The following is a 20,790-nucleotide window of genomic DNA, read 5'->3' as shown; positions in this document are numbered from 1 at the left end:
TAGCGTCGGAGGAACCCCGCGCAGGACCGGCATCGCAGCAGGTAGTACGCGTGAAACCCCCGACGGACATACTCAGACGCAGGCTATTCTATCCCTTTGCCTTATACGGGGTCATGAAGGATGCCCAGCGCCACGGAGAAACCACGGCGCGCCCGCGTCCGGCGTCCCCGTCTGGCACCCGCATCTCAAACGGAGACTCCGCAACGCTGCACCGCGGTGCAAGGTGCCGTGCTACGAAAAAACGCCCTGCGCCGATTTGACGCAGGGCGTTCAATCCCGAACTATCGAGCAGGGCTACTCGGCGGCAGCCTCGGTCTCGGCGGTCTCAGCCGGAGCCTCGGCGGGCTTGGCAGCCTCGGCCTCGGCCTTCTTGGCGGCCTCGGCGGCGTACTTCTCGGCACGCTTGGCCTTCTCGGCAGCCTTGGCCTCGCGCTCGGCGGCCTTCTTGGCAGCGGCCTCCTCTGCGGCCTTCGCGCGAGCTGCCTTCTTGGCGGCCTCGCGCTCGAGGGTGGCCTGAGCGGCGCCACCGAACTTGTCGGCGAAGCGCTGGACGCGTCCACCGGTGTCAACGAACTTCTGCTGACCGGTGTAGAACGGGTGGCACTCGTTGCAAAGCTCGACGCGGATCTCCGGGACCGTGGCACGGGTCACGAAGGTGTTGCCGCAGGAGCAGCGAACGGTGCACTCCATGTACTCGGGATGAATTCCAGGTTTCATGCAGGGACTCCTTATGATCGTGTCCTGGTTACCAATCAGGACGTAAGGCGTCTTGGTTTCCGACCAAGACAGAACAAGTCGGTAGTGTAGCACACGCCGCTCGCCTCGCGCGATTGGAGCTGTGCGCCACAAAAGGTCCACCGGGCAGGGTCGATGCTCCCGCGGGGGCATCTAGGACTTTCGCCATATCGAAGGCTTTATTCGCGCACAAAAAGCCGCCGGGCGCGCGTGGCACCCGGCGGCGGGACCCTTGTGCGCGGGGGGAGCCTACTTCGCGCAGCGGACGACGGCGGCCTCGGCGGCCACGGAGGGCGGCGTCGCCGGCGCGGCGGGGGCGGGCGCTTCCTTCTTCTTGAACATGTCGAACAGTCCCATGATCATCAGATCCCCTTCTAATCCAAGTCCTCTCCATTGGACTCGATGACCTTCTTATACCACCAGAAGCTCTTCTTACGCCGACGTTCGAGCGTTCCCTCGCCGGCGTCGTCGCGGTCGACGTACACGAAGCCGTAGCGCTTGGACATCTCGCCGGTGGACGCCGACACCAAGTCGATCGGCCCCCAGGTGGTGTAGCCGAGAAGCTCCACGCCGTCCTCAGTGACGGCGTCGCGCATGGCCTCGATGTGGGCGCGCAGGTAGTCGATGCGGTAGTCGTCGTCGATGGAGCCGTCTGCCTCCACCACGTCCCTCGCCCCCAGGCCGTTCTCCACGATGAACAGCGGCTTCTGGTAGCGGTCCCACAGGTCGTTCATCGTGATGCGGAGCCCCAGCGGGTCGATCGCCCAGCCCCACTGGCTCGCCGCCAGGTAGGGGTTCTTCACGCCGTGGAACGCGTTGCCCGTCATCTCGGCGCCCTCGGGCGGCTCGGCTGCCGTGCAGCGCGACGAGTAGTACGAGAAGGACACGAAGTCCACGGGGTTCTCGGCGAGCACCCGCTCGTCCTCGGCGGTCATGCCCACGTCGATGCCGTCGCGCTCGAACTTCTTCAGCGCGTAGGCCGGGTAGTGCCCGCGGGCCTGCACGTCCACGAAGAAGTAGTTCTCCTGGTTCTTGAGCTGGGCGTCGCGCACGTCGGCGGGGTTGCAGCTGTAGGGGTAGTAGCTGCCCGCGGCGAGCATGCAGCCCACCTTGTTCCCCGGGTCGACCTCGTGGGCGATCTTGGTGGCCCAGGCGCTCGCGACGAGCTCGTTGTGGGCGGCGAGGTACTGGGCCTGTTCGCGGTCCTCGCCCTCCGCAAAGACCAAGCCCGCGCCCATGAACGGAAGGTGCAAGATCATGTTGATCTCATTGAAGGTGAGCCAGTAGCGTACCAAGCCCTTGTAGCGCGTGAAGAGCGTGCGCGCCAGGCGCTGATAGAAGCCGATGAGCTCGCGGTTGCGCCAGCCGCCGTACTCCTCGATGAGGTGGACGGGGAGGTCGAAGTGGGTGATGGTCACGAGCGGCTCGATGCCGTGATCGCGGCAGCAGCGGAAGACGTCCTCGTAGAAGGCCAGGCCCGCCTCGTTGGGCTCCTCCTCGTCGCCGCCTGGGAAGATGCGCGTCCAGGCGATGGACATGCGGTAGACCTTGAAGCCCATCTCGGCGAGCAGCGCGATGTCCTCGCGATAGCGGTGGTAGAGGTCGATGGCCTCATGGCTCGGGTAGTAGTGGGCGTCGTCGCAGGAAAGCGGCGTACCGTCGCCGCGCATGGCAGGCCCGCGGTCGGGGCCGTGAGGAATCACGTCCACGTTGGCGAGGCCGCGGCCGCCCTCGTCGTAGCCGCCCTCGCACTGGTTGGCGGCGGTGGCGCCGCCCCATAGGAATCCTTCTGAGAATGGCATGGGTTGCTCCCCTCTTTTGGTTGGAACCCACCTGCGGTGAGGTGGCTTCCAGTGTATCGGACGCGCCGGGGACCGTCTATGACCCGCCGCGTCAGGCTTATGTGAAGGCAAGGCTTTCGTTCAGGTGGGCGTCGAGTTCCTTGCGCGCCAGGTCGGCGATGTCAGATGCCACAAGCAGCACGTCGTCGGTGATCGACGCCGCGGCGGCGATCTCGGGATTCACGTCGCGAAACACGCGCTGCACGGCAGACGTATCGTCAAACTCGTAGGGCGTGGCGGGAAAACCGACGCCGCGGCCAAAGATCACCAGGTCGTTACCCTCGGCGTCTTGGGCGAGGGCAACGTTGTTGTTGATCTTTTTGGTAACGAGCATGAAAAAACTCCCCTATCGAACACATCACCGCGAGCTGTCCGCACATTATGAGCTGCCTCCACCCGGAACCCTGTGGGAGCCGCGTGGAGCGGACACAACTGCGAATGATGCCTCTTGGGGAGTAACAACCTCTCAGATGTAGTTTACGTGCAAGCGTCCCGAGGACGCACTTCAAGAATTATTTGTGAGCAGCCAGACGTTTTTGTTCCTTACGACCGCTCACCGGCACATCCCCGCCGCTCACGGCGTACAGCCTCCTTAATGCACGTTCACATGTGTGTTACCTGCGTGTGTCATCGGGACCAGCGCGAATGAAGGGCTCGACAGCATGGGTACAATGTCGAATACGTGTATCGCCCACCGCCGATGTCTCGGCACAGGAGGCGCTACTTGAATCTCGCAGGCGCAGGTCGCCGGCGAGCCCGGGAACCTGCCGGTCTCCCGGCCCCACCTCCGTCGGGCTCGCCCCGCCTACCAGAAAGGACCACCATGGCCGACCTCGCCTCGAACCGTATCGTCATCACCGTCCTCGGCAAGAACCGCCCCGGCATCGTCGCCAGCATCTCGCGCGTTCTCGGCGAGGCGACGGTCGATATCCGTGATATCACGCAGAGCATCATCGAGGACATCTTCACCATGACCATGCTCGCCGACATGGGCTCTTCCTCGCTCGACTTCACGCAGCTGCAAGAGAAGCTCGTCGAAGCCGGCGACGAGATCGGCGTCACGGTGCAGATCCAGCGCGAGGACGTCTTCAACTTCATGTATCGCCTGTAAGGCGATGCCGCAAGCGGAGCCCGAGCGCTCCGCTTTCATAATCTGACGCAAGCCACACAGGGCTCCAGACGCCACCTGATGGCGCCCAGTTCGCTACAACCATAGGGACTCAAGGATGGGAGGCGGCTGTGATCGACCAGTATTACAACCACAGCACCGTATACCAGCGACGTACGCAGGACTTCGCAAAATCGCGCCGCATCTCGCCCGCCTCGACGCGCCTGTACACCGGCGCGTCGATGGAGCCCTATGACGAGGAGCTCTTCCGCGAGCACGACGTGAAGCGCGGCCTGCGCAACGCCGACGGCTCGGGCGTGGTGGCGGGCCTCACCCGCATCTCGGACGTGCATGGCTACCGCAAGGAAGACGGCAAATTCATCCCCGACGAGGGCAAGCTCACCATCTGCGGCTACGACATCGCCGACCTTATCGACAACGCGCACGCCGAGGACCGGTTCGGCTACGAGGAGCTTGCCTACCTGCTGCTCACCGGGGCGCTCCCCCGCTACGACGAGCTCGAGAGCATCGGTGCCCGTATCGGCGGGCTCCGCCTGCTCGAAGACGAGTACATCTCCGAGTTCCCCATCACCACCAAATCGAAGAGCATCATGAACGTGCTGCAGCGCGCGGTGCTGCTGCTGTACGCCTTCGACGAAACCCCTGACGACACCTCCGCCCCGCACGAGATCGACGTGGCCCTCTCGCTGCTTGCGCGACTCCCACGCATCGCCGCGATCGCGCACATCACCCACGAGGCGGAGACGAGCGGCGTCCGCGTGGTGGTCCCGGCGCCCAACGCCTCGTCTTCGATGGCAGAGGCCATCCTCGAGGTGCTGCGCGGCGGCCCCGACTTCACGCACGAAGAGGCCATGCTCCTCGACGTCATGCTCATGCTGCACGCCGAGCACGGCGGCGGCAACAACTCCACCTTTGCCTGCCGCGTGCTCTCATCCTCGGCGACCGACGCATACTCCGCCTACGCCGCGGCCATCGGCTCGCTCAAGGGCCCCCGCCACGGCGGTGCGAACTCCCAGGTCACGCGCATGCATGCCGACATCCGCGAGCATGTGGAGCACTGGGATGACGACGACGAGGTCGCGGCATATCTCGCAAAGATCCTCCGCCGCGAGGCCTTCGACGGGTCCGGCCTCATCTACGGCATGGGACACGCCATCTACACCCTTTCAGACCCGCGCGCGCAGATTTGCAAGCGCTATGCGCGCAGCCTCGCCCAAACCAAGGGCAAGGGCGAGGAGTTCGCGCTCATCGAGCGCATCGAGCGGCTCGCCCCCGAGGTCATGCGCGACGTGCGCGGCACCACGAAGCCGATCTGCGCGAACATCGACCTGTACACGGGCTTCATCTACAATATCCTCGGCGTGCCCGAAACCCTGTATACGCCGCTGTTCGCCGTGGCCCGCATGGCCGGCTGGGCGGCACATCGCATGGAAGAGCTGTATGGCGCGCACCGAATCATCCGCCCCGCGTATAACTCGGTCATGGACGACGTGACCTATGTGCCCATCGCCGACCGTCACTGAGCAGCGCGCTCACCTAAGGACCGCATCCATGATTGTGTTCTCAGACCTTGATGGCACCTTCTTTGACTCGCACAAACGCATCACCCCGATCAACCGCCAGGCGCTCGACGAGCTCGCCGCACGCGGCATCGAGTTCGTGCCCTGCTCGGGCAGGCCGCTCATGGGCATCGTTCCCGAGATCTTGCAGCATCCCGCCGTCCACTATGCCGTCTCCGCAAACGGGGCGCTGGTGAGCGACCTTGCCAGCGGCAAAGCCCTGCATCGCGTCGACCTCGGGCTGGAGCGCGCCCTGTGGTTCTTTAGACTTGCCCAGGGACACGACGTCGTGTTCGACTTCTTCGCCGACGGCCATGACTACATGCTTTGCGAACAGATCGAACGGCTGCCCGAGTTTGTGAGCGACCCCTACGTGCTGGGATCCATGCGCTCGACGCGCACGCCCTTTGAGGGAGACCCCGTCGAATTCGCCCACTCGCTCGGGCATATCGAGCGCGTAGGCGTCTATTGGCGCGACCCCGCCGATCGCGACGCCATCGAAGAGGCGGTCCGTTGTGATCAGAGCGTGGCCGTGGTGCGCTCGTACGCAAACAACATCGAGGTATCGGACCGCGATGCCACCAAGGGAGCCGCCCTCACGTGGCTCTGCGGGCATCTGGGCATACCTCGCGAGGACGCGCTCGGCTTTGGCGACAATATCAACGACATCTCGATGATCAAGGCCGCCGGCACCGGCGTCGCCGTGGCAAACGCCGAACCCGAGGTGCGCGCCGCCGCAGACGTCGTCGCCATGTCGAACGACGACGCCGGCGTGGGACGCTTCGTGTTGGACCGGCTCGGCGTGTCGCTATAGCGAGATGCCGAGCCGCATGGAGCCGACGGCACCATTCGAGCAACTCCCGAGGTCGTTGCTGGGGAAGCGGGCGCTTTCAAAAACAACTCGCTTCGGTTTTATGCAGATAATTTCCGACTCGTCGAGCAGAGCCAACAATTGAGGCTCTGAATCCTGGGGTTTTGTTGTTAAAAACATGCCTCTACTCGGCGCATCGAGAAAAATCTGCATAAAACCGAAGCGAGTTGAAATCTCGAGACAAAAAGAGGCTGCCGGAAGCCGTTGCCCCGCAATCCTTCCCGTATCCGAAGGCGTCGAAGGCGCCCGCCGCACCTTTTACGAGTGGCACCCGACCGCTCACCCACCTCCCCGTGACTTCTCACCGGTTTGGCCTATCGTGAGAAGTGGTATATACATTTGAGTGTGATAATAATTTCTTACTGTCAATCAAGCTCATCAATATCTTGAAGGCACCAATGGGCGACATCCATGCAGACGTATCGCCGCGTCCGCAGATGATGACAAGGAGGGACCGTTATGCCATTTGAGAACGACAGCTCGTACGGCGCCCTGGGCGAGATGTGCTCGAATACCAGCCGCAGGCTGGGAGCCAATGCCCGCGGAACTTGCCCGGTGGACATGACCCGCGCGCTCGTGGGCGTCGCGCATGCCCAAAGCTGCGGCAAGTGCACGCCGTGCCGCGTGGGTCTGGGCGCCATGACCGAAATGCTCGAGAAGATCATCGACGGCTCCGCCGCCCCGGGCGCCATCGAGCTCCTGGAAGACCTTGCGGAGCAGATCCGGGTGAGCTCGGACTGCGCGGTGGGATATCAGGCCGCCGAGCAGGTGCTCATGTCGGTCAAGGCCTTCCGCGACGACTTCGAGTATCACGCCTCCACCGGCAAGTGCCTGCGTGCGACCAGCCAGGGCGTGCCCTGCGTGGTCTCGTGCCCCGCGCACGTCGACATCCCCGGATACATCGCACTCACCGCGGCAGGCCGATTCGACGAGGCGGTGGAGCTCATCCGCAAAGACAACCCCTTCCCCAGCGCATGCGCCTACATCTGCGAACATCCCTGTGAGGAGACCTGCCGTCGCACCATGGTGGACGACGCGGTAAACATCCGCGGCATCAAGCGCTACGCGGTAGACCACGCCGGCGCGCCGCGCGCCACGAGCCGTGAGGCGGCCTCGGGCAAGCGCGTGGCAGTCGTAGGCGCCGGCCCATCTGGACTCACCTGCGCCTACTTCCTCTCACGCTGGGGCCATGACGTCACCGTCTATGAGCAGCGCGAGAAGGCCGGCGGCATGCTGCGCTACGGCATCCCCAACTACCGCCTTCCCAAGAGCATCCTCGACGACGAGATCGCCTCCATCGAGGCCGCCGGCGTGAAGATCCTTCTCGACCAGCAGGTCGACGGCGCTAGCGAGGCCACCCTCGCATCGCTGCGCCGCGACTATGACGCCGTCTATCTCGCCATCGGCGCACACGGCGACAAGAAGCTCGGCATCGCAGGCGAGGACGCCGCGGGCGTGGTGCCCGCGGTGGAAATGCTGCGCAACATCGGCCTAGGCGCCGCAGACGACTACACGGGACTCGATGTCTGCGTCATCGGCGGCGGCAACGTAGCGATGGATGCGGCCCGCTCCGCCATGCGCCTGGGCGCCAAGAGCGTCACCGTGGTCTATCGACGTCGCGTCGCCGACATGACCGCGCTCGCCGAAGAGATCGACGGCACCGTGGCAGACGGCTGTGAGATCGCCTCGCTCATGGCCCCTCTCGAAATCCTGACCGATAGCGACGGGCGGGTACGCGCCCTCAAGGCCCAGCCTCAGATCATCGGCCCCGTGAAGCGCGGCCGTCCGGCTCCGGTGACCGCCGAGCGCGAGGCGGTCGAGTTCCCCTGCCAGGTTGTGATCATCGCCATCGGGCAAGACATCCAGTCCGAGCCCTTCGAGGCCGAAGGCGTCCCGTGCACCTGGAAGCGCATGGACACCGACGACCAGCTGGGCGTGCCCGGCATGCCGGGGGTCTTTGCGGGCGGCGACTGCATGCGCGGACCCGCGACCGTGATCTTGTCCATCGCCGACGGCAAGAAGGCCGCACGCGCCATCGACACCTACCTGGGCTTCCACCACACCGTCGACCCCGACATCGACGTGCCCGCCCCGCGTCTCGACGACCGCGTCCCCTGCGGCCGCTCCGTCATGGGAGAACGGCCTGCAGAAGAGCGGAGACGCGACTTCGAGCTGGTGGAGTTCGGGCTTTCGGACCAAGAGATTCGCCAAGAGACGCTCCGCTGCCTCAACTGCGATCATTTTGGCTGCGGCATCCTGCATGAGAACGGGAGGACGGCATGGTAAGCAACGGCATGGTCTCCATGACCATCGACGGCGTGAAGATCCAGGCACGCGAAGGCGCGACCATTCTGGAGACCGCGCGCGAGCATCATATCGACATCCCCACGCTGTGCTATCTGAAAGAGATCAACGAGATCGGCGCCTGCCGCGTGTGCCTGGTCGAGGTCGAGGGCATCGACCACCTGGTGGCGGCCTGCAACAACCAGGTCGCAGAGGGCATGGTGGTCAACACCGACACCCCGCGCGTACGTCGTGCCCGCATCTCCAACCTGCAGCTCATCCTGTCGCGGCACGACCGCCGTTGCCCCACCTGCTTCCGCAACGGCACCTGCCAGCTCCAGGCGCTCACCGACCGGCTTTGCGTCCACGAGATTCCCTACGAGAACAAGCTCTCGGGCGACGCCGTCGACGGGCGCTTCCCGCTGGTTCGCGAGCCCGACAAGTGCATCTCGTGCCTGCGCTGCGTCTCCACCTGCCAAAAGGTCCAAGGCTTAGGCGTATGGGACCTGGTCGACTCGGGATCTCGCGCCCATGTCGACGGAGCCGCCGAGCTCGACTGCACGTACTGCGGCCAGTGCATCACGCATTGCCCGACAGGGGCCCTGCACGAGCGCGACGACACCCAAAAGGTCTTTGACGCCATCTACGACCCCGAAAAGATCGTGATCGCCCAGGTCGCCCCCGCCGTACGCACATCTTGGGCCGAGGGGCTCGACCTCAAGGGCACCACGCCTTCGGTGGGCCGCATGGTGGCCGCCATTCGTCGCCTTGGCTTCGACTACGTCTTCGACACGGACTTCGCCGCCGACGTCACCATCATGGAAGAGGGAAGCGAGCTGCTGCATCGCCTTGCGAAGGGCGAGCAGGGCCCCATGTTCACCTCGTGCTGCCCCGGCTGGGTGCGCTTCATCAAAGAGCGCCATCCCAACCTGCTGGGCCACGTCTCGAGCACGAAGTCTCCCCAGCAGATCTTCGGGGCGCTCGCCAAGACCTACTATGCGCAGCTGCTCGACGTCGACCCCGCCCGCATCTTCGTCGTCTCCTACATGCCCTGCGTGGCAAAGAAGATGGAGGCCGCCTACCCCGACATGCATTCGACCGAGGCCGGCCCCGACGTTGACGCCGTCCTCACCGTGCGCGAGCTCTCGCGCCAGCTGCGCAGCCGCTTCGTCAACGTCGACCTGCTCGACGAAGAGGAGTTCGACCGCCCGCTGGGCGTCGCCACCGGAGCCGGACACATCTTTGGCGTGACGGGCGGCGTCATGGAGGCGGCCCTGCGCTCGGCATACTATCTGACCACGGGCGAGAACCCCGACGTCGACGCCTTCCGCGAGGTTCGCCACGAGGGACCCGACCGCCTCTGGCGTGAAAAGACCTTTGACCTGGCGGGCCATACGCTGCGCATCGCGGTGACCAGCGGCCTCAAGAACGCCGACGCGCTGTGCCGGGCCATAGAGCGCGGCGAGGTCGACTATGACTTCGTCGAGGTCATGGCCTGCCCCGGCGGCTGCGTCGGAGGCGGCGGACAGCCCATCCATGAGGGCGAGGAGCGCGCAGCAGACCGAGGCGGCACGCTTCGCGCCATCGACCGCGCGAGCCAGCTGCGCTTCAGCCACGAGAACCCCGCCGTTCAGGAATGCTATAAGACATATCTCGGCGAGCCGCTGTCGGAGCGCGCCGAGCGGCTGCTGCATTCCGACCACACAGCATGGAGCATGCCGTTCCGCGTGACGGCGGACGGCCAGCAGGCATAACGGATTGGATATCTGGGAGGTTTTCCATGAGGACACAGGCAAGCGCTTGGAGCGGCGCAGACGATCAGCGGGACACCGAGGCCATGAGGCGCTCGCTCGGGAGGCGACCGGTCTCTCGGCGCGCCCTCATCACCGGCAGTCTCGGCGTCCTCGCCGGCCTGGCGCTTGCCGGCTGCAGCGGCAACGAACACGGCGCCGGCAGCGCCTCCACTCCCGCCGGATCCGCCGAGGCGCCCGACGCCGTGACCACCATGCGCATCGGGGCGCTGTCGGGCCCGACCGGCATGGGCCTCGTTGGCCTCATGGACAACGTGGGGGCGATCGATGCGCCGGAAGACGGCGGCGGCAGCCCTGTCGGCACCAACCCCGCCGGCATCGGCTCGCTCGCCAACACCTACGAGTTCACACTCGCGGGCTCGGCGGACGAGCTCGCCCCACGTCTCATCCAAGGCGAGCTCGACGCCCTCTGCGTGCCTGCAAACCTCGCCGCGACCCTCTACCAGAAAACCGACGGCGCGATCGCCGTGGTCGCAATCAACACCCTCGGCGTCCTCGACATCGTCGAGGCGGGCGAGGCGATCCAGTCCGTGGATGACCTCGCAGGCAAAACCATCCACTCCGCGGGACGCGGTTCGACGCCCCAGTACGCCCTCGAGTACGTCTTGCGCGCACATGGTCTCGAGCCCGGCGCAGACGTCGCCATCGAGTGGCACAGCGAGCACGCCGAATGCCTCGCGGCGCTTCAGGCGGACGCCGCCGCCGTGTGCATGCTGCCGCAGCCCTTTGCGACCAGCGCGCTCGCCAAGATCGAGGGGGCGCGCATCGCCGTCGACCTCAGCGACGCCTGGGACGAGGCCGCTGCGGAGGCGGGAAGCGACGCCTCGCTCATCACCGGCGTGGCGGTGGTCAGGCGCGCGTTCGCCGAAGACAACCCTGCGACCGTCGAGGAATTCTTGGGCGCCTATGAGCAGTCGGTCGCCTTCGTGAACGACGACCCGCAGACGGCGGCTCAACTCATCGAGGCGGCGGGGATCATCGACGCCGCGGTCGCCGAACGCGCCATCCCCTATTGCCATATCGTGTGCGAGTACGGCGAGCCGATGCGCGGCAAGCTGGAGGGCTATCTCCAGACGCTGGCAGACGCCGACCCCGTGAGCGTGGGAGGCGCCATGCCCGACGACGAGTTCTATCTGGTCGACGTCGCACAGGCATAGCCGTCCATGACCGGGGGTCGAGGGACAAGGCGTGGGCGGCGCGAAGGGACGGGCCGCCCCTCGAGAAACACCAGGGCGCACAGGACGGGCGGCCTCGCCCTTTGGTCGGTTGCGCTCTGGCTGCTCGCATGGCACCTGGCAGCGCTCGCGCTTGGAAGCGAGCTGCTGCTCCCGGCGCCGCTGACCGTCGCCACGCACCTCGTCGCAGACCTCGCACAGCCCTCAAGCTGGGAGCGCATCGCCTTTTCGCTTGCGCGCGTCGTCGCGGGGTTCGCCGGCGGCATGGCGGTGGCGGCGGCGGGGGCCGCCCTCGCTGCGCGCAACCGCCGCCTCGAAGAGCTCTTTGCCCCGCCCATAGCCCTGGCAAAGAGCGTTCCTGTAGCCGCGATCACCGTGCTGGCCTTGGTGTGGCTGCGCTCGAGCGAGCTATCCGTCCTTGTCGTGATGCTCGTCGTGGTGCCGCTCTCCTACGAGGCGCTGCTCGCGGGGATCCGCGCCTGCGACCCTCGCCTCAGCGAGATGGCAAGAGTCTTTCGCCTTGGCTGGCGGTGTCGCATACGATTCGTGCTCTTTCCCCAGCTCGCGCCCGCATTGAGCGCCTCATGCACCACGGGGCTCGGCATGGCGTGGAAGGCGTGCGTCGCGGCAGAGATCATCGGCATTCCCATGGGATCGGTCGGCGAGGCCTTCTACGACGCAAAGGTTCATTTCGACACCGCCGACCTGTTTGCGTGGACGGTCGCCGTGGTGGCGCTGTCGGTATGCATGGAGCGCCTGCTCACCCTCGCCCTGCGCGCCCTGCACGCGGCAGCGCTCAGGGGACCCGCCGCCGCGCGCCGGCACGCCTCCGATGCGCACCGGGGGCAGCAGGCAGCGTCGGCGTCTGGCGTCGTGCTTTGTCTCAGGAACGTGTCCCGACAGTTCTCGCCCTCGTCCGGACTTGGCGCCGTCTCCTTCGACGTGGCGCCCGGCAGGCCCGTGGCCGTCATGGCGCCGTCGGGAACCGGCAAGACGACGCTGCTGCGCATCGTCGCGGGACTCGAGGATGCCGACGGCGATGTCGAGGGCACCGAGCATGCCCGCATCTCCATGGTCTTTCAGGAGGATCGCCTCATCGAGGGGGCGAGCGTCCTTGCCAACGCCCTGCTCGCCGCGTCACCGAGGGGCAGCTCGCCCGATGAGGCCATCCGCCTGCTCGGCAGCCTTGGCCTCGGTTCCTGTCTGGACCAACCCGTCGCAACCTGCTCGGGCGGCCAGCGCCGCCGCGTCGCCCTCGCCCGCGCGCTGCTCGCGCCCCACGAGATCTTGCTGCTCGACGAGCCTTTCGCGGGTCTAGACGACAGCGCGCGCGATGCCGCGGCGGCACTGGTGAGCGAGCGCGAGGGCCGGGCTTGCATGCTCGTCGCCACGCATGACCGACGCGACGCCGCGCTTCTGGGCGCCCGCGTCGTCGAGCTTCACCGCGCACGAGAGGGGCGGCCGTAGGGCGCGCCGCCCGCATGCCCCGCGGTAGCACGATGCCCCGCGCGCCACGATGGCGGCGGGCGGCGCCCGCCCCGATGTCCTCGCCCGGGTTAGACGAAGCGGAAATGCAGCGCGTCAAAAAGCCCTTCGGGGCGGATGCGCAGCACAGGAATCACGGGAAGCGGCAGGAAGATCATTCCCATGATGGGGTCGAGCGGGGGTTCGATGCCCATCGAGCGCGCCTCCGCCATGAAATGGTCATGCTGCCGCGCGACCTCCTCGGCGGGCAGATCGCTCATGAGGCCGCCGAGCGGCAACCCGATGCGTGCGACCACCTCTCCGCCCCGAACGAGCACGAATCCGCCCTGGCCCACCGCCTCGACCGCGGCAAGCATGTCCGAGGGGTTGTCGCCCACCACGCACACGTTATGCGAATCATGGCCGATGGTCGAAGCGATGGCGCCGCCCGAGATGGTGTAGCCGCGCACCCAGCCGCGCCCGACGTGCTTGCCCACAAGGCCCGTGCCCGCGGGCCCGTCGCCGTCTGCCCCGGCATCTTGCGCCGCCGCCCCGCGCCCATGGCGCTCGATAAGCACGATGCGGCGCAGACCGTCGGCGTCCTCGGGCTCCACGATGCCTGTCGCAGCGTTTCCAGGAACCACATCGATGGCGGGCGTGCCCGGCTCAAAGGGATATGAGAACAGCTCTTTGGAAAGCCGAGGAAGGCGCACCGAGCCCCTGAGCAGACCCTCCAGGCGCTCCACCTCCTCGTTTGCGGGCTCGACCTCGCCCACGAAGGCCCCGTCGGCAGCGACGAGACGCCCCGCGGCGTAGACGCGCGCGGGCGGCCGCTGGAAGGTGAGGTCATCAAGAAGCAGCATGTCGGCCCGCTTGCCCGGAGCGATGGCGCCGCGGCGCTCCTGGGGGCTGGGCATGCCGTGGTCGAACCCGAAGCACTCAGCGGTCGAGAGCGTCCCCATCGAGATGGCGGTCACCGCGTCGATGCCCGCTTCGATAGCCATGCGGCACGCGTTGTCGATCATGCCCGTGCCGAGCGCATCCGACGGCGCACGGTCGTCGGTTGCCAGGCAGCAGCGCCGGGCGCGTGCGGGGTCTTCCAGCACAAGTGGGGCGAGCTGCGCCAGATCGTGGCTGCAGGTCCCCTCGCGCAACATGATGTACATGCCCCGCGAGAGCTTGTCGAGCGCCTCGGCGGGACCGGTGCACTCATGGTCGGCTATGATGCCCGCCGCGGCATAGGCGTTGAGGTCATGCCCCTTGGCGAGCGGCGCATGGCCGTCTACCTGGCCAGACGTTGTTGCCGCAGCGACAGCGATGCGCTCCAAGGTCTCGCCGTCCGCGCCATAGACCCCGGGCATGTTCATCATCTCGCCCAATCCGAAGATCTCGCCCGGATGACCCTCGATATACGCGCGCATATCTGCGGCCGAGATGCTCGCGCCCGCTTGCTCGTCGGGCAACGCCGGAACACAGGAGGGCATCATGAACTTGATGTCGAGCGGGGCTCGGCGCGCGTCTGCGATCATGAACGAAAGGCCGTCGAGGCCGCAGACGTTTGCGATCTCATGGCAGTCGGCGACCGCGGTGGTGGTCCCTCGCGTAAGCGCCATGCGAGCGTATTCTGCTGGACGGATATTGCTCGACTCGATGTGCAGGTGCCCGTCGATGAAGCCGGGGGCCAGGTAGCGGCCGCCGCAGTCGACGACCTCTTTGGCCGCGCCGTCAGGCACGTCGGCGTCGCGGTCGTCGAACAGCACGGAGGCGATCGCTCCGTCGCGCACCGCTACGCGACCCGAAGCCACGCGGTGGCCGTACACGTCGACGATGCGTGCGTTCACGAACAACACGTCGGCCGGCTCGCGTCCCTCCGCCACGTCGATCAGTCGCCGCAGCGCCCCGGCGCCGCCCCCGACAGCCGCCCCGCTCGCCAGCATGCCATTCGCCTGTCCCGTCTCGCCCGCCATATGCGCTCCCTTCGATGTCCCTCGTTGGATGCATCGTACCCGAGAGCCGCCGTCTCGATGCATCGGATCGGAATCGCGCTGCAGCCACGCGGGCGACCACGTGAGCGCGAGCGGGCGCCGCGGCGGGAGGACGCGCGGCCTCGAGTCAGGCACAGGCATATGGGACCGACCTTGCCACCGGCTCTATGGCTTGCCCGACATCGGAATCGCCCGCAGGCGAGCGAGGCCATGAAAAGGAGGACCCAGGAGACCTCACGATGCCGGAGGCGCGCCCAGCCAGGGGGCATCTTGACCACCGGCACCGCCTCGCCGCACATTCCGTGCCCACAGATGATGAGAATCGATCATCCCCTGCCCCACGCCGCGATCCGTCCACCTGGCGCGCAGAAAAACCATGCGTCGGCGATGCCGCGCAGCGAGATCGATACGAAGGGGCGTCGTCCCAAGGTACATATAGCAATGGGGCCGCGACCCGAAGGCCGCGACCCCATCGATGAGCACGCTATCGGTTGCACGCTACTTCAGGCGGGCAAACTTGCGCTTGCCGACCTGCAGGACGCATCCCGCATGCAGAAGCGACGGATCGACGTTGTAGCTCTTCGGAGCCACCGGCTGCTGGTCGATCTTCACGCCGCCGCCGTCGATCAGGCGGCGAGCCTCGCCCATGCTCGAGGCGAGCCCGGCGGCGTGCAGGACGCCCGCCAGGTACACCAGGCCCTCGTCGTTGGGAGTGAGGTCGACCTCGACCTCTGCGATGTCCTCGGGCAGCTGGCTCTCCTTGAACACGTGGTCGAAGGCGGCCTGCGCCTCGTCGCCGGCACCGGCGCCGTGATAGGTGTCGCACAGGTCGCGGCCAAGCGCGCGCTTGAGCTCGTAGGGGTCGGCGGAGCCGTCCGCAAGCGCGGCCTCGATGGCGTCCACCTCGTCGGGGGTCTTGGAGCTCGCCAGACGGTAGTACTTGCCGATCATCTCGTCGGGAATCGACATGGTCTTGCCGAACATGTCCGCCGGCGCGTCGGTCAGGCCGATGTAGTTGCCGTAGCTCTTCGACATCTTGCGCACGCCGTCGGTGCCCTCGAGCAGCGGCATGGTCAGCGCCACCTGCGGCTCCATGCCCATCTTCTCCATGAGCTCACGGCCTGCCAGCAGGTTGAAGAGCTGGTCGGTGCCGCCCATCTCGACGTCGGCGTGGATCTGGACGGAGTCGAACGCCTGCATCACGGGGTACAGGAACTCGTGCAGGGCGATCGGCGTCTGCGACTGGTAGCGCTTCGTGAAGTCGTCGCGCTCCAGGATGCGCGCCACGGTGAACTTGGAGCACAGCTCGAGCATGCCCTTGAGGTCGAGCGACAGGATCCAGTCGCCGTTGTGGACGATGGTGGTCTTCTCGGGATCGAGGATCTTCATGGCCTGGCTCACGTAGGTGGCGGCGTTGGCCTCCACCTGCTCCTGGGAGAGCTGCGGACGGGTGGTGTTCTTGCCTGACGGGTCGCCGATCATGGCGGTGCCGTTGCCGATGATGAGCGTCACCTTGTGGCCAAGGTCCTGGAACTGGCGCATCTTGCGCAGCGGAACGGCGTGGCCAAGGTGCAGGTCGGGGCTGGTGGGATCGACGCCCAGCTTGATGTTGAGCGGCACGCCTCGCTCGAGCTTCTTCCTGAGGTCCGCCTCCGGCACGATCTGTGCGGCGCCAGACGTGATGATGCGCATCTGCTCGTCGACTGACAGCAAAGCTCTGTCCTCCTCATGAGATAGCACCCTCGCCTCAACCGGCTGCCGAGGCGGTGCTGGTGTTCGCGTAACCTATCTAATATAGCCGAGAAATCCTCTCGTCGTGAATGATTCACGCGATGTGGGAAATCCCGAGGGAGACAACGCCTCGCCGACCCTACAGCTGCGAGTGATATCCCACGATGGAATCCTTGCCATACCACTGGGCGAGCCGGTAGTTGATGTAGTTGTCCATGTTGTCGCGGATGTCGCCCATAAAGAGCACCTTCGGACCGACCGTGTAGAACGGCACCTCGACGACGGGCTGGGAGGTCGACTCGATAAGGTCGATTCGCTCCCACACCTGCTGGTCATATTCTTGCGCGACGCCTGTCACCAGCGAGGTCGCCGCCGAGATGGACGTGAGGTCGTCGACGTAGCGCTCGTCCACGGACAGCGCCACGAACGACAAGGCGAGCACGCCCGCAAGGGTCGCGTAGAGCGCCGTCGTCGCCCGCGGGGCCAAGCGGCCGGCCGCCATGGCGCCAGACGCGCCCCGCAGGTAGCCGCCCGCCTCGACGCGGCGGACGCACCAGCCCACAAACCATCCCACGCATAGGAACGCGAGCAGCACGAAGAGGTCGTAGCGGATGTTCTGCACGCGCCCGGGGCCGACGTTTCCCATCGAGAAAAACGTTGGGGTGAAGCTCGCCATAAAGAGCAGCAGCGACGCCACCGCGGGCACCGCGGGGAGCCGATACGAGCACCGCGACCGGCGGGCAAGATAGGCAGCCGGCGGCACGAACGCCGCGAGGGCGATGACGAGGTATCCGTTCGTCCACAGCACCAGGTACTCCACGCCGGCAAGGCCGCTGCGCACCAGCGTGAGCAACACGCCCAGGTTGTCGCCCGCGAACTGCGAGGTCTGGCGCGCCTCGTTGCCCGGCGCCGCCATAGAGAACACAAAGCCCGCAACGAGCACCACGAGGGCGGGGACGAGCAGCGCCGCGCGTCGGGGGCGCCTGAGAAGCCCCGCCACCGTCGCCGAAAACAGGGCAACGGCCGTGACGAGCCCCGTCACGAAGTTGCCGCCGGCGACCACGAGCGCCAGCAGCACGAGAAGGACGGCGCGCACAGCGGAGCCGGCGCCCGAAAGCTCCCCGCGCCTCGTTCGCGCGCGAAGCAGCCGCACGGAAATCCCCGCCATGAGGAGCATGAGGGAGTGATAGAAGGTGTAGTAGATGGCCGAGTTATACCACCAGAACCCCTCGACCGGGCTGGGCAAAAGCTGCGTCTGCAGCAACAGCACCATGCTGGTAACAGACAGCCAGAGCGCCCGCCCGCCGCCGCAGACGTCCCGCACCGCCACCGATGCGACGTACCCCGTCGACAGCACGAGCACGGCCATGATGCCCACGGCGCCCAAGCCATAGAGCGACTCCGAGAACACCCCGGGCTGCAGCGCCATGAGCACGATGGCAGAATAGGTGCCCTGCCAGGAGGTATAGGTGTCGACGGCTTCCTGCACCGCGGCGCGCACCGCCTCCACCAGGCCGCCGCCCGCCTGAAGCGCCAGATAGGCGTCCACGCCGTAATGCCAGTCATCGGCATAGCTGTGATCGAACGCGGAGATGGCGAGCATGGGCACGAAGGCAAGCACGAGCAGCGCGACGAGCGCGGTCGCCAGCAGGATGAGCCAGCGGGGCGAATGCGCCTCGCCCGACTCCACAGGAGGGTCTTCGACGACGGGCGCCACGTCCGCTACGCCCGACGCAACGGCCTGGTTGCGCGCATGCCTCCCGAGGACGCGGCCTTCGGGAGGCTCCGGGGCGCCGTCCTCGGACGCCGCCTCCCGCCCGCCCCCGGCGGGCCGCACATGGGCAAACCTACTCGTCGGCATCGATGCCTCCTTCTGTATCGGGGTGTGGTTGGAAGCGTGGGCCCACATGGCGGGACACGCCTGCGTCCGCAGCCCAGGCGACGCCGGCGCCCAGCGCCGCGACAAGATCGCGCCGCTCGACGGGTCCCTCGTCAAAGATGCGCGTCCGGCCATGCGCGTCCACGCGCACCGGCAGCCAGGCCCCGCCCCTCTCCACGAGGTAGCGGGCCCCTCGACGTCGCTCGCAGCGCGCACAGTCGCCCTTGCAGGCGCCCTCCGCGGTCAGCAGGCAATGCTCGCACACCATAAGCTCCGCCCGCTCCCGTGCCACGACGCCGAGCTCGACCTCCCCCGCCAGCTCAGACGCCGCCTCCGCCGCATCGCGGGCGGAAAGCTCTCCTGTCAGCCAGACGCGGCGCGCCCCGATGTCTGCGTAGGCACGCGCCGCCTCGGCATTGGCGGCATACAGCGGAGCCATGACGTCGAAATCCGCGCCCGCGCGGCGGGCGACCTCCACCTCGCCCAGGTTTCTGCATACCACCCGCGCGGCGGCCTGGCACATCCTCTCGACAGCGGGCACGTCCGCCGGACGCAGCACCTCGTCTAGCACCACGGTGATGTTGCCGAGCATGTCCTCCCAGGCGCCGGGATCGTCCGCCATGCGCCACGCATAGGTGGCGACCTCGCTCCCCGTCGATGTTTCGAGACGGCGCCTCGCCTCGCCGGGGTCGTCTACCAACACGACGGCGGTCGACGGCGACGTCCCGGGGCGCTCCCGTCCCGGGCCAGTGAGGTCAAAGGACGTCTCCTCGGTGACCAGGCATCCGACGGCGGGAGCCCCCGTCCCCCTGTCGGCGCCTGCGACACCCGGGCCGGCGCAGGCGCCTCGCCCGGCGCTCCGGGCAGCGTCCGCCCACGCGTCATCCGCATCGCGCGCGACGCCTGCCCGCTCGAGCGCCGCCACCTCCTTGCGGGCGGCGTCGAGCAGGCGAGCGGTCTCGTCGAGCACTCCCGCGCTCCGAACAAGGTGCACCACGCTTCCGACCGAGACCTTGCGCTTGCAACGAATCCAGACGGCGTCGCCCGGCGCGCCATCGACGGAGCAAGGCACCTGCGGCCAGCGCGCCGGCGCGTCGGGAGCCGTCTCGGCATCGGGCACGAAGCGGATCTCGAGCGTGTCGCCGGCAGCCACCGCCGCCTCGAGCTCGACCCGCACCGCCTCATGCCTGCGCTCCACGACCCTGCCCACGCGGACGCCCTGGTTGCACGAGCGCTCCCAGCTCATCAGATCAGACCCGCTTCGCCCCAAAAGGTAGCCGTCGGTAAAGCCACGGTTGAACGAACGCCCCAGCTGCCGCGTGAGCGCACCGACGTCGACCGCGCGCCCGCCCAGGGCGGCGTCGAGCGCGGCACGGTAGGCGCGCGTCACGTTGTAGACGTAGTCGGGGTTCTTCATGCGTCCCTCGATCTTGAGGGACGACACCCCCGCTTCCACGAGCTCCGCGACATGCCCTACCCCCAGATAGTCGCGCGGGCACAAGAGCCTGTCTCCCGACACCCGGGCACGTTCGCGCCCCTCGCCGTCCACCAAGCCATACGAGAGGCGGCAGGGCTGCGTGCAGTCGCCTCGCATGGCCGATCGCCCGCGGCGGCGCTCTGAAAACGCGCATGCCCCCGAATACGAGATGCAGATGGCGCCATGGCAGAAGGTCTCGATAGGGACGCCCGTGGCGGCAAGCGACGCGATCTCCGCCACGGCGAGCTCCCGCGCGCACGTGACGCGGGCAAAGCCCAGGGAGCGCGCCATGCGAACGGCCTCGGGAGACTGGGCGCCGGCCTGGGTCGAAAGGTGGAGCTCGATATGGGGATCCTCGCGACGCAGGCGCGCGGCGAGGCCGATGTCGGCGACGATGAGCGCGTCGGCACCAGCCTCGACGACCTGACGCGCAAGCGCCGCCGCCTCGTCGAGCTCGCGTTCGAACACGAGCACGTTGAGGGCGACGTACACGCGGGCGCCGCGCTCATGGGCGTACGCGCATCCTAGCGCCAGGCTGCGCGGCGTGAAGCCCTCCGCGCTCACGCGGGCGTTCAGGCGGCCCGCGCCAACATAGACGGCATCCGCGCCGGCGTTGACGGCGGCCAGCAGCGCGTCCATGCCGCCCGCCGGCGCCAGCAGTTCGCAGGCGCCATTCAAAACCTGCGCCGTCATGCCCTCGAACCTCCTTGTCGCCGGTAAAAGGTATGCAATCGGTCTGGAATTTGACTGGGACTAGGATACACGAGGGCCCGCGCGCACGTGTTGCGCTAATGTGTAAACACTTATGTTCCTCGCTATCCCCTGGAACTCCTCGTTTTGGGGCATCTTT

The 20,790-nt window shown here is 67.0% G+C and carries 14 protein-coding genes; 7 read left to right on the top strand and 7 right to left on the bottom strand.

Features of this window, described 5'->3' with window-relative positions; genetic code table 11:
* Positions 1 to 294: 294 nt before the first annotated feature.
* The 3 genes from rpmE to H6A15_RS02220 all read right to left on the bottom strand — a co-directional run bounded on the left by rpmE (position 295) and on the right by H6A15_RS02220 (position 2,910).
* A complete protein-coding gene (rpmE, locus tag H6A15_RS02230) occupies positions 295 to 717 on the bottom strand; it encodes a 50S ribosomal protein L31 (protein WP_204672068.1) in 423 nt (140 codons plus the stop codon).
* A 392-nt stretch (positions 718 to 1,109) separates the two neighbouring features.
* Entirely contained in the window at positions 1,110 to 2,537 is a 1,428-nt protein-coding gene (locus H6A15_RS02225) for a 6-phospho-beta-glucosidase (protein ID WP_204672067.1), read from the bottom strand.
* A 97-nt stretch (positions 2,538 to 2,634) separates the two neighbouring features.
* The gene (locus H6A15_RS02220) at positions 2,635 to 2,910 is read right to left on the bottom strand and encodes a CAT RNA binding domain-containing protein (RefSeq protein WP_204672066.1); all 276 of its coding nucleotides are present in this window, start codon (positions 2,908 to 2,910) and stop codon (positions 2,635 to 2,637) included.
* Between the two features lie 489 nt (positions 2,911 to 3,399).
* On the opposite strand from H6A15_RS02220, the gene H6A15_RS02215 reads away from it, so the two are divergent.
* From H6A15_RS02215 to H6A15_RS02185, 7 genes are all read left to right on the top strand, one after another.
* Complete coding sequence (locus H6A15_RS02215) at positions 3,400 to 3,687, top strand: ACT domain-containing protein (protein ID WP_204672065.1); 288 nt, start codon at positions 3,400 to 3,402, stop codon at positions 3,685 to 3,687.
* Positions 3,688 to 3,815: 128 nt separating this feature from the next.
* Positions 3,816 to 5,228 carry a citrate synthase gene (locus H6A15_RS02210; protein WP_289544800.1) on the top strand — a complete coding sequence of 471 codons (1,413 nt, stop codon included), beginning with the start codon at positions 3,816 to 3,818 and terminating at the stop codon, positions 5,226 to 5,228.
* Positions 5,229 to 5,256: 28 nt separating this feature from the next.
* Positions 5,257 to 6,078: a Cof-type HAD-IIB family hydrolase gene (locus tag H6A15_RS02205; RefSeq protein WP_204672064.1), complete on the top strand. Its 822-nt coding sequence runs from the start codon at positions 5,257 to 5,259 to the stop codon at positions 6,076 to 6,078.
* Between the two features lie 516 nt (positions 6,079 to 6,594).
* A complete protein-coding gene (locus H6A15_RS02200) occupies positions 6,595 to 8,421 on the top strand; it encodes an NAD(P)-binding protein (protein WP_204672063.1) in 1,827 nt (608 codons plus the stop codon).
* The gene (locus tag H6A15_RS02195) at positions 8,415 to 10,172 is read left to right on the top strand and encodes a [FeFe] hydrogenase, group A (RefSeq protein WP_239462287.1); all 1,758 of its coding nucleotides are present in this window, start codon (positions 8,415 to 8,417) and stop codon (positions 10,170 to 10,172) included. The genes H6A15_RS02200 and H6A15_RS02195 overlap by 7 nt, the downstream gene beginning before the upstream one ends.
* 26 nt (positions 10,173 to 10,198) lie before the next feature.
* Positions 10,199 to 11,386, top strand: a complete 1,188-nt coding sequence (locus H6A15_RS02190) for an ABC transporter substrate-binding protein (RefSeq protein WP_239462286.1) — start codon at positions 10,199 to 10,201, stop codon at positions 11,384 to 11,386.
* 6 nt (positions 11,387 to 11,392) lie between these two features.
* Complete coding sequence (locus H6A15_RS02185; protein WP_204672062.1) at positions 11,393 to 12,871, top strand: ATP-binding cassette domain-containing protein; 1,479 nt, start codon at positions 11,393 to 11,395, stop codon at positions 12,869 to 12,871.
* 89 nt (positions 12,872 to 12,960) lie between these two features.
* Here H6A15_RS02185 and H6A15_RS02180 read toward each other — a convergent pair whose 3' ends face one another.
* The 4 genes from H6A15_RS02180 to H6A15_RS02165 form a co-directional block, all read right to left on the bottom strand.
* Positions 12,961 to 14,835 (bottom strand): adenine deaminase, encoded by a 1,875-nt coding sequence (locus H6A15_RS02180; RefSeq protein WP_239462285.1) that lies wholly within the window; start codon positions 14,833 to 14,835, stop codon positions 12,961 to 12,963.
* A 516-nt stretch (positions 14,836 to 15,351) separates the two neighbouring features.
* Positions 15,352 to 16,566 carry a tyrosine--tRNA ligase gene (gene tyrS / locus H6A15_RS02175; protein ID WP_204672061.1) on the bottom strand — a complete coding sequence of 405 codons (1,215 nt, stop codon included), beginning with the start codon at positions 16,564 to 16,566 and terminating at the stop codon, positions 15,352 to 15,354.
* Positions 16,567 to 16,723: 157 nt separating this feature from the next.
* Positions 16,724 to 18,445, bottom strand: coding sequence for a hypothetical protein (locus H6A15_RS02170; RefSeq protein ID WP_204672060.1), 1,722 nt, complete (start codon positions 18,443 to 18,445; stop codon positions 16,724 to 16,726).
* Positions 18,432 to 20,633, bottom strand: a complete 2,202-nt coding sequence (locus tag H6A15_RS02165) for a peptidase U32 family protein (protein ID WP_204672059.1) — start codon at positions 20,631 to 20,633, stop codon at positions 18,432 to 18,434. Before H6A15_RS02165 ends, H6A15_RS02170 begins: the two co-directional genes overlap by 14 nt.
* Between the last annotated feature and the right edge of the window lie 157 nt (positions 20,634 to 20,790).

It is taken from the genome of Enorma phocaeensis, assembly GCF_016901575.1.
GTDB lineage: Bacteria > Actinomycetota > Coriobacteriia > Coriobacteriales > Coriobacteriaceae > Limicola > Limicola phocaeensis_A.
Note: the sequence above shows the minus strand (reverse complement) of the source record. Positions and strands in the feature narration are given on the sequence as shown.

Excerpts from the sequence above, each read along its gene's own strand:
- H6A15_RS02190 (WP_239462286.1), top strand. The coding sequence starts at position 10,199 with ATGAGGACACAGGCAAGCGCTTGGAGCGGCGCAGACGATCAGCGGGAC.
- H6A15_RS02215 (WP_204672065.1), top strand. The coding sequence starts at position 3,400 with ATGGCCGACCTCGCCTCGAACCGTATCGTCATCACCGTCCTCGGCAAG.
- H6A15_RS02225 (WP_204672067.1), bottom strand. The coding sequence starts at position 2,537 with ATGCCATTCTCAGAAGGATTCCTATGGGGCGGCGCCACCGCCGCCAAC.
- rpmE (WP_204672068.1), bottom strand. The coding sequence starts at position 717 with ATGAAACCTGGAATTCATCCCGAGTACATGGAGTGCACCGTTCGCTGC.
- H6A15_RS02220 (WP_204672066.1), bottom strand. The coding sequence starts at position 2,910 with ATGCTCGTTACCAAAAAGATCAACAACAACGTTGCCCTCGCCCAAGAC.
- H6A15_RS02185 (WP_204672062.1), top strand. The coding sequence starts at position 11,393 with ATGACCGGGGGTCGAGGGACAAGGCGTGGGCGGCGCGAAGGGACGGGC.
- H6A15_RS02205 (WP_204672064.1), top strand. The coding sequence starts at position 5,257 with ATGATTGTGTTCTCAGACCTTGATGGCACCTTCTTTGACTCGCACAAA.
- H6A15_RS02165 (WP_204672059.1), bottom strand. The coding sequence starts at position 20,633 with ATGACGGCGCAGGTTTTGAATGGCGCCTGCGAACTGCTGGCGCCGGCG.
- H6A15_RS02200 (WP_204672063.1), top strand. The coding sequence starts at position 6,595 with ATGCCATTTGAGAACGACAGCTCGTACGGCGCCCTGGGCGAGATGTGC.
- H6A15_RS02180 (WP_239462285.1), bottom strand. The coding sequence starts at position 14,835 with ATGGCGGGCGAGACGGGACAGGCGAATGGCATGCTGGCGAGCGGGGCG.
- H6A15_RS02170 (WP_204672060.1), bottom strand. The coding sequence starts at position 18,445 with ATGCCGACGAGTAGGTTTGCCCATGTGCGGCCCGCCGGGGGCGGGCGG.
- H6A15_RS02195 (WP_239462287.1), top strand. The coding sequence starts at position 8,415 with ATGGTAAGCAACGGCATGGTCTCCATGACCATCGACGGCGTGAAGATC.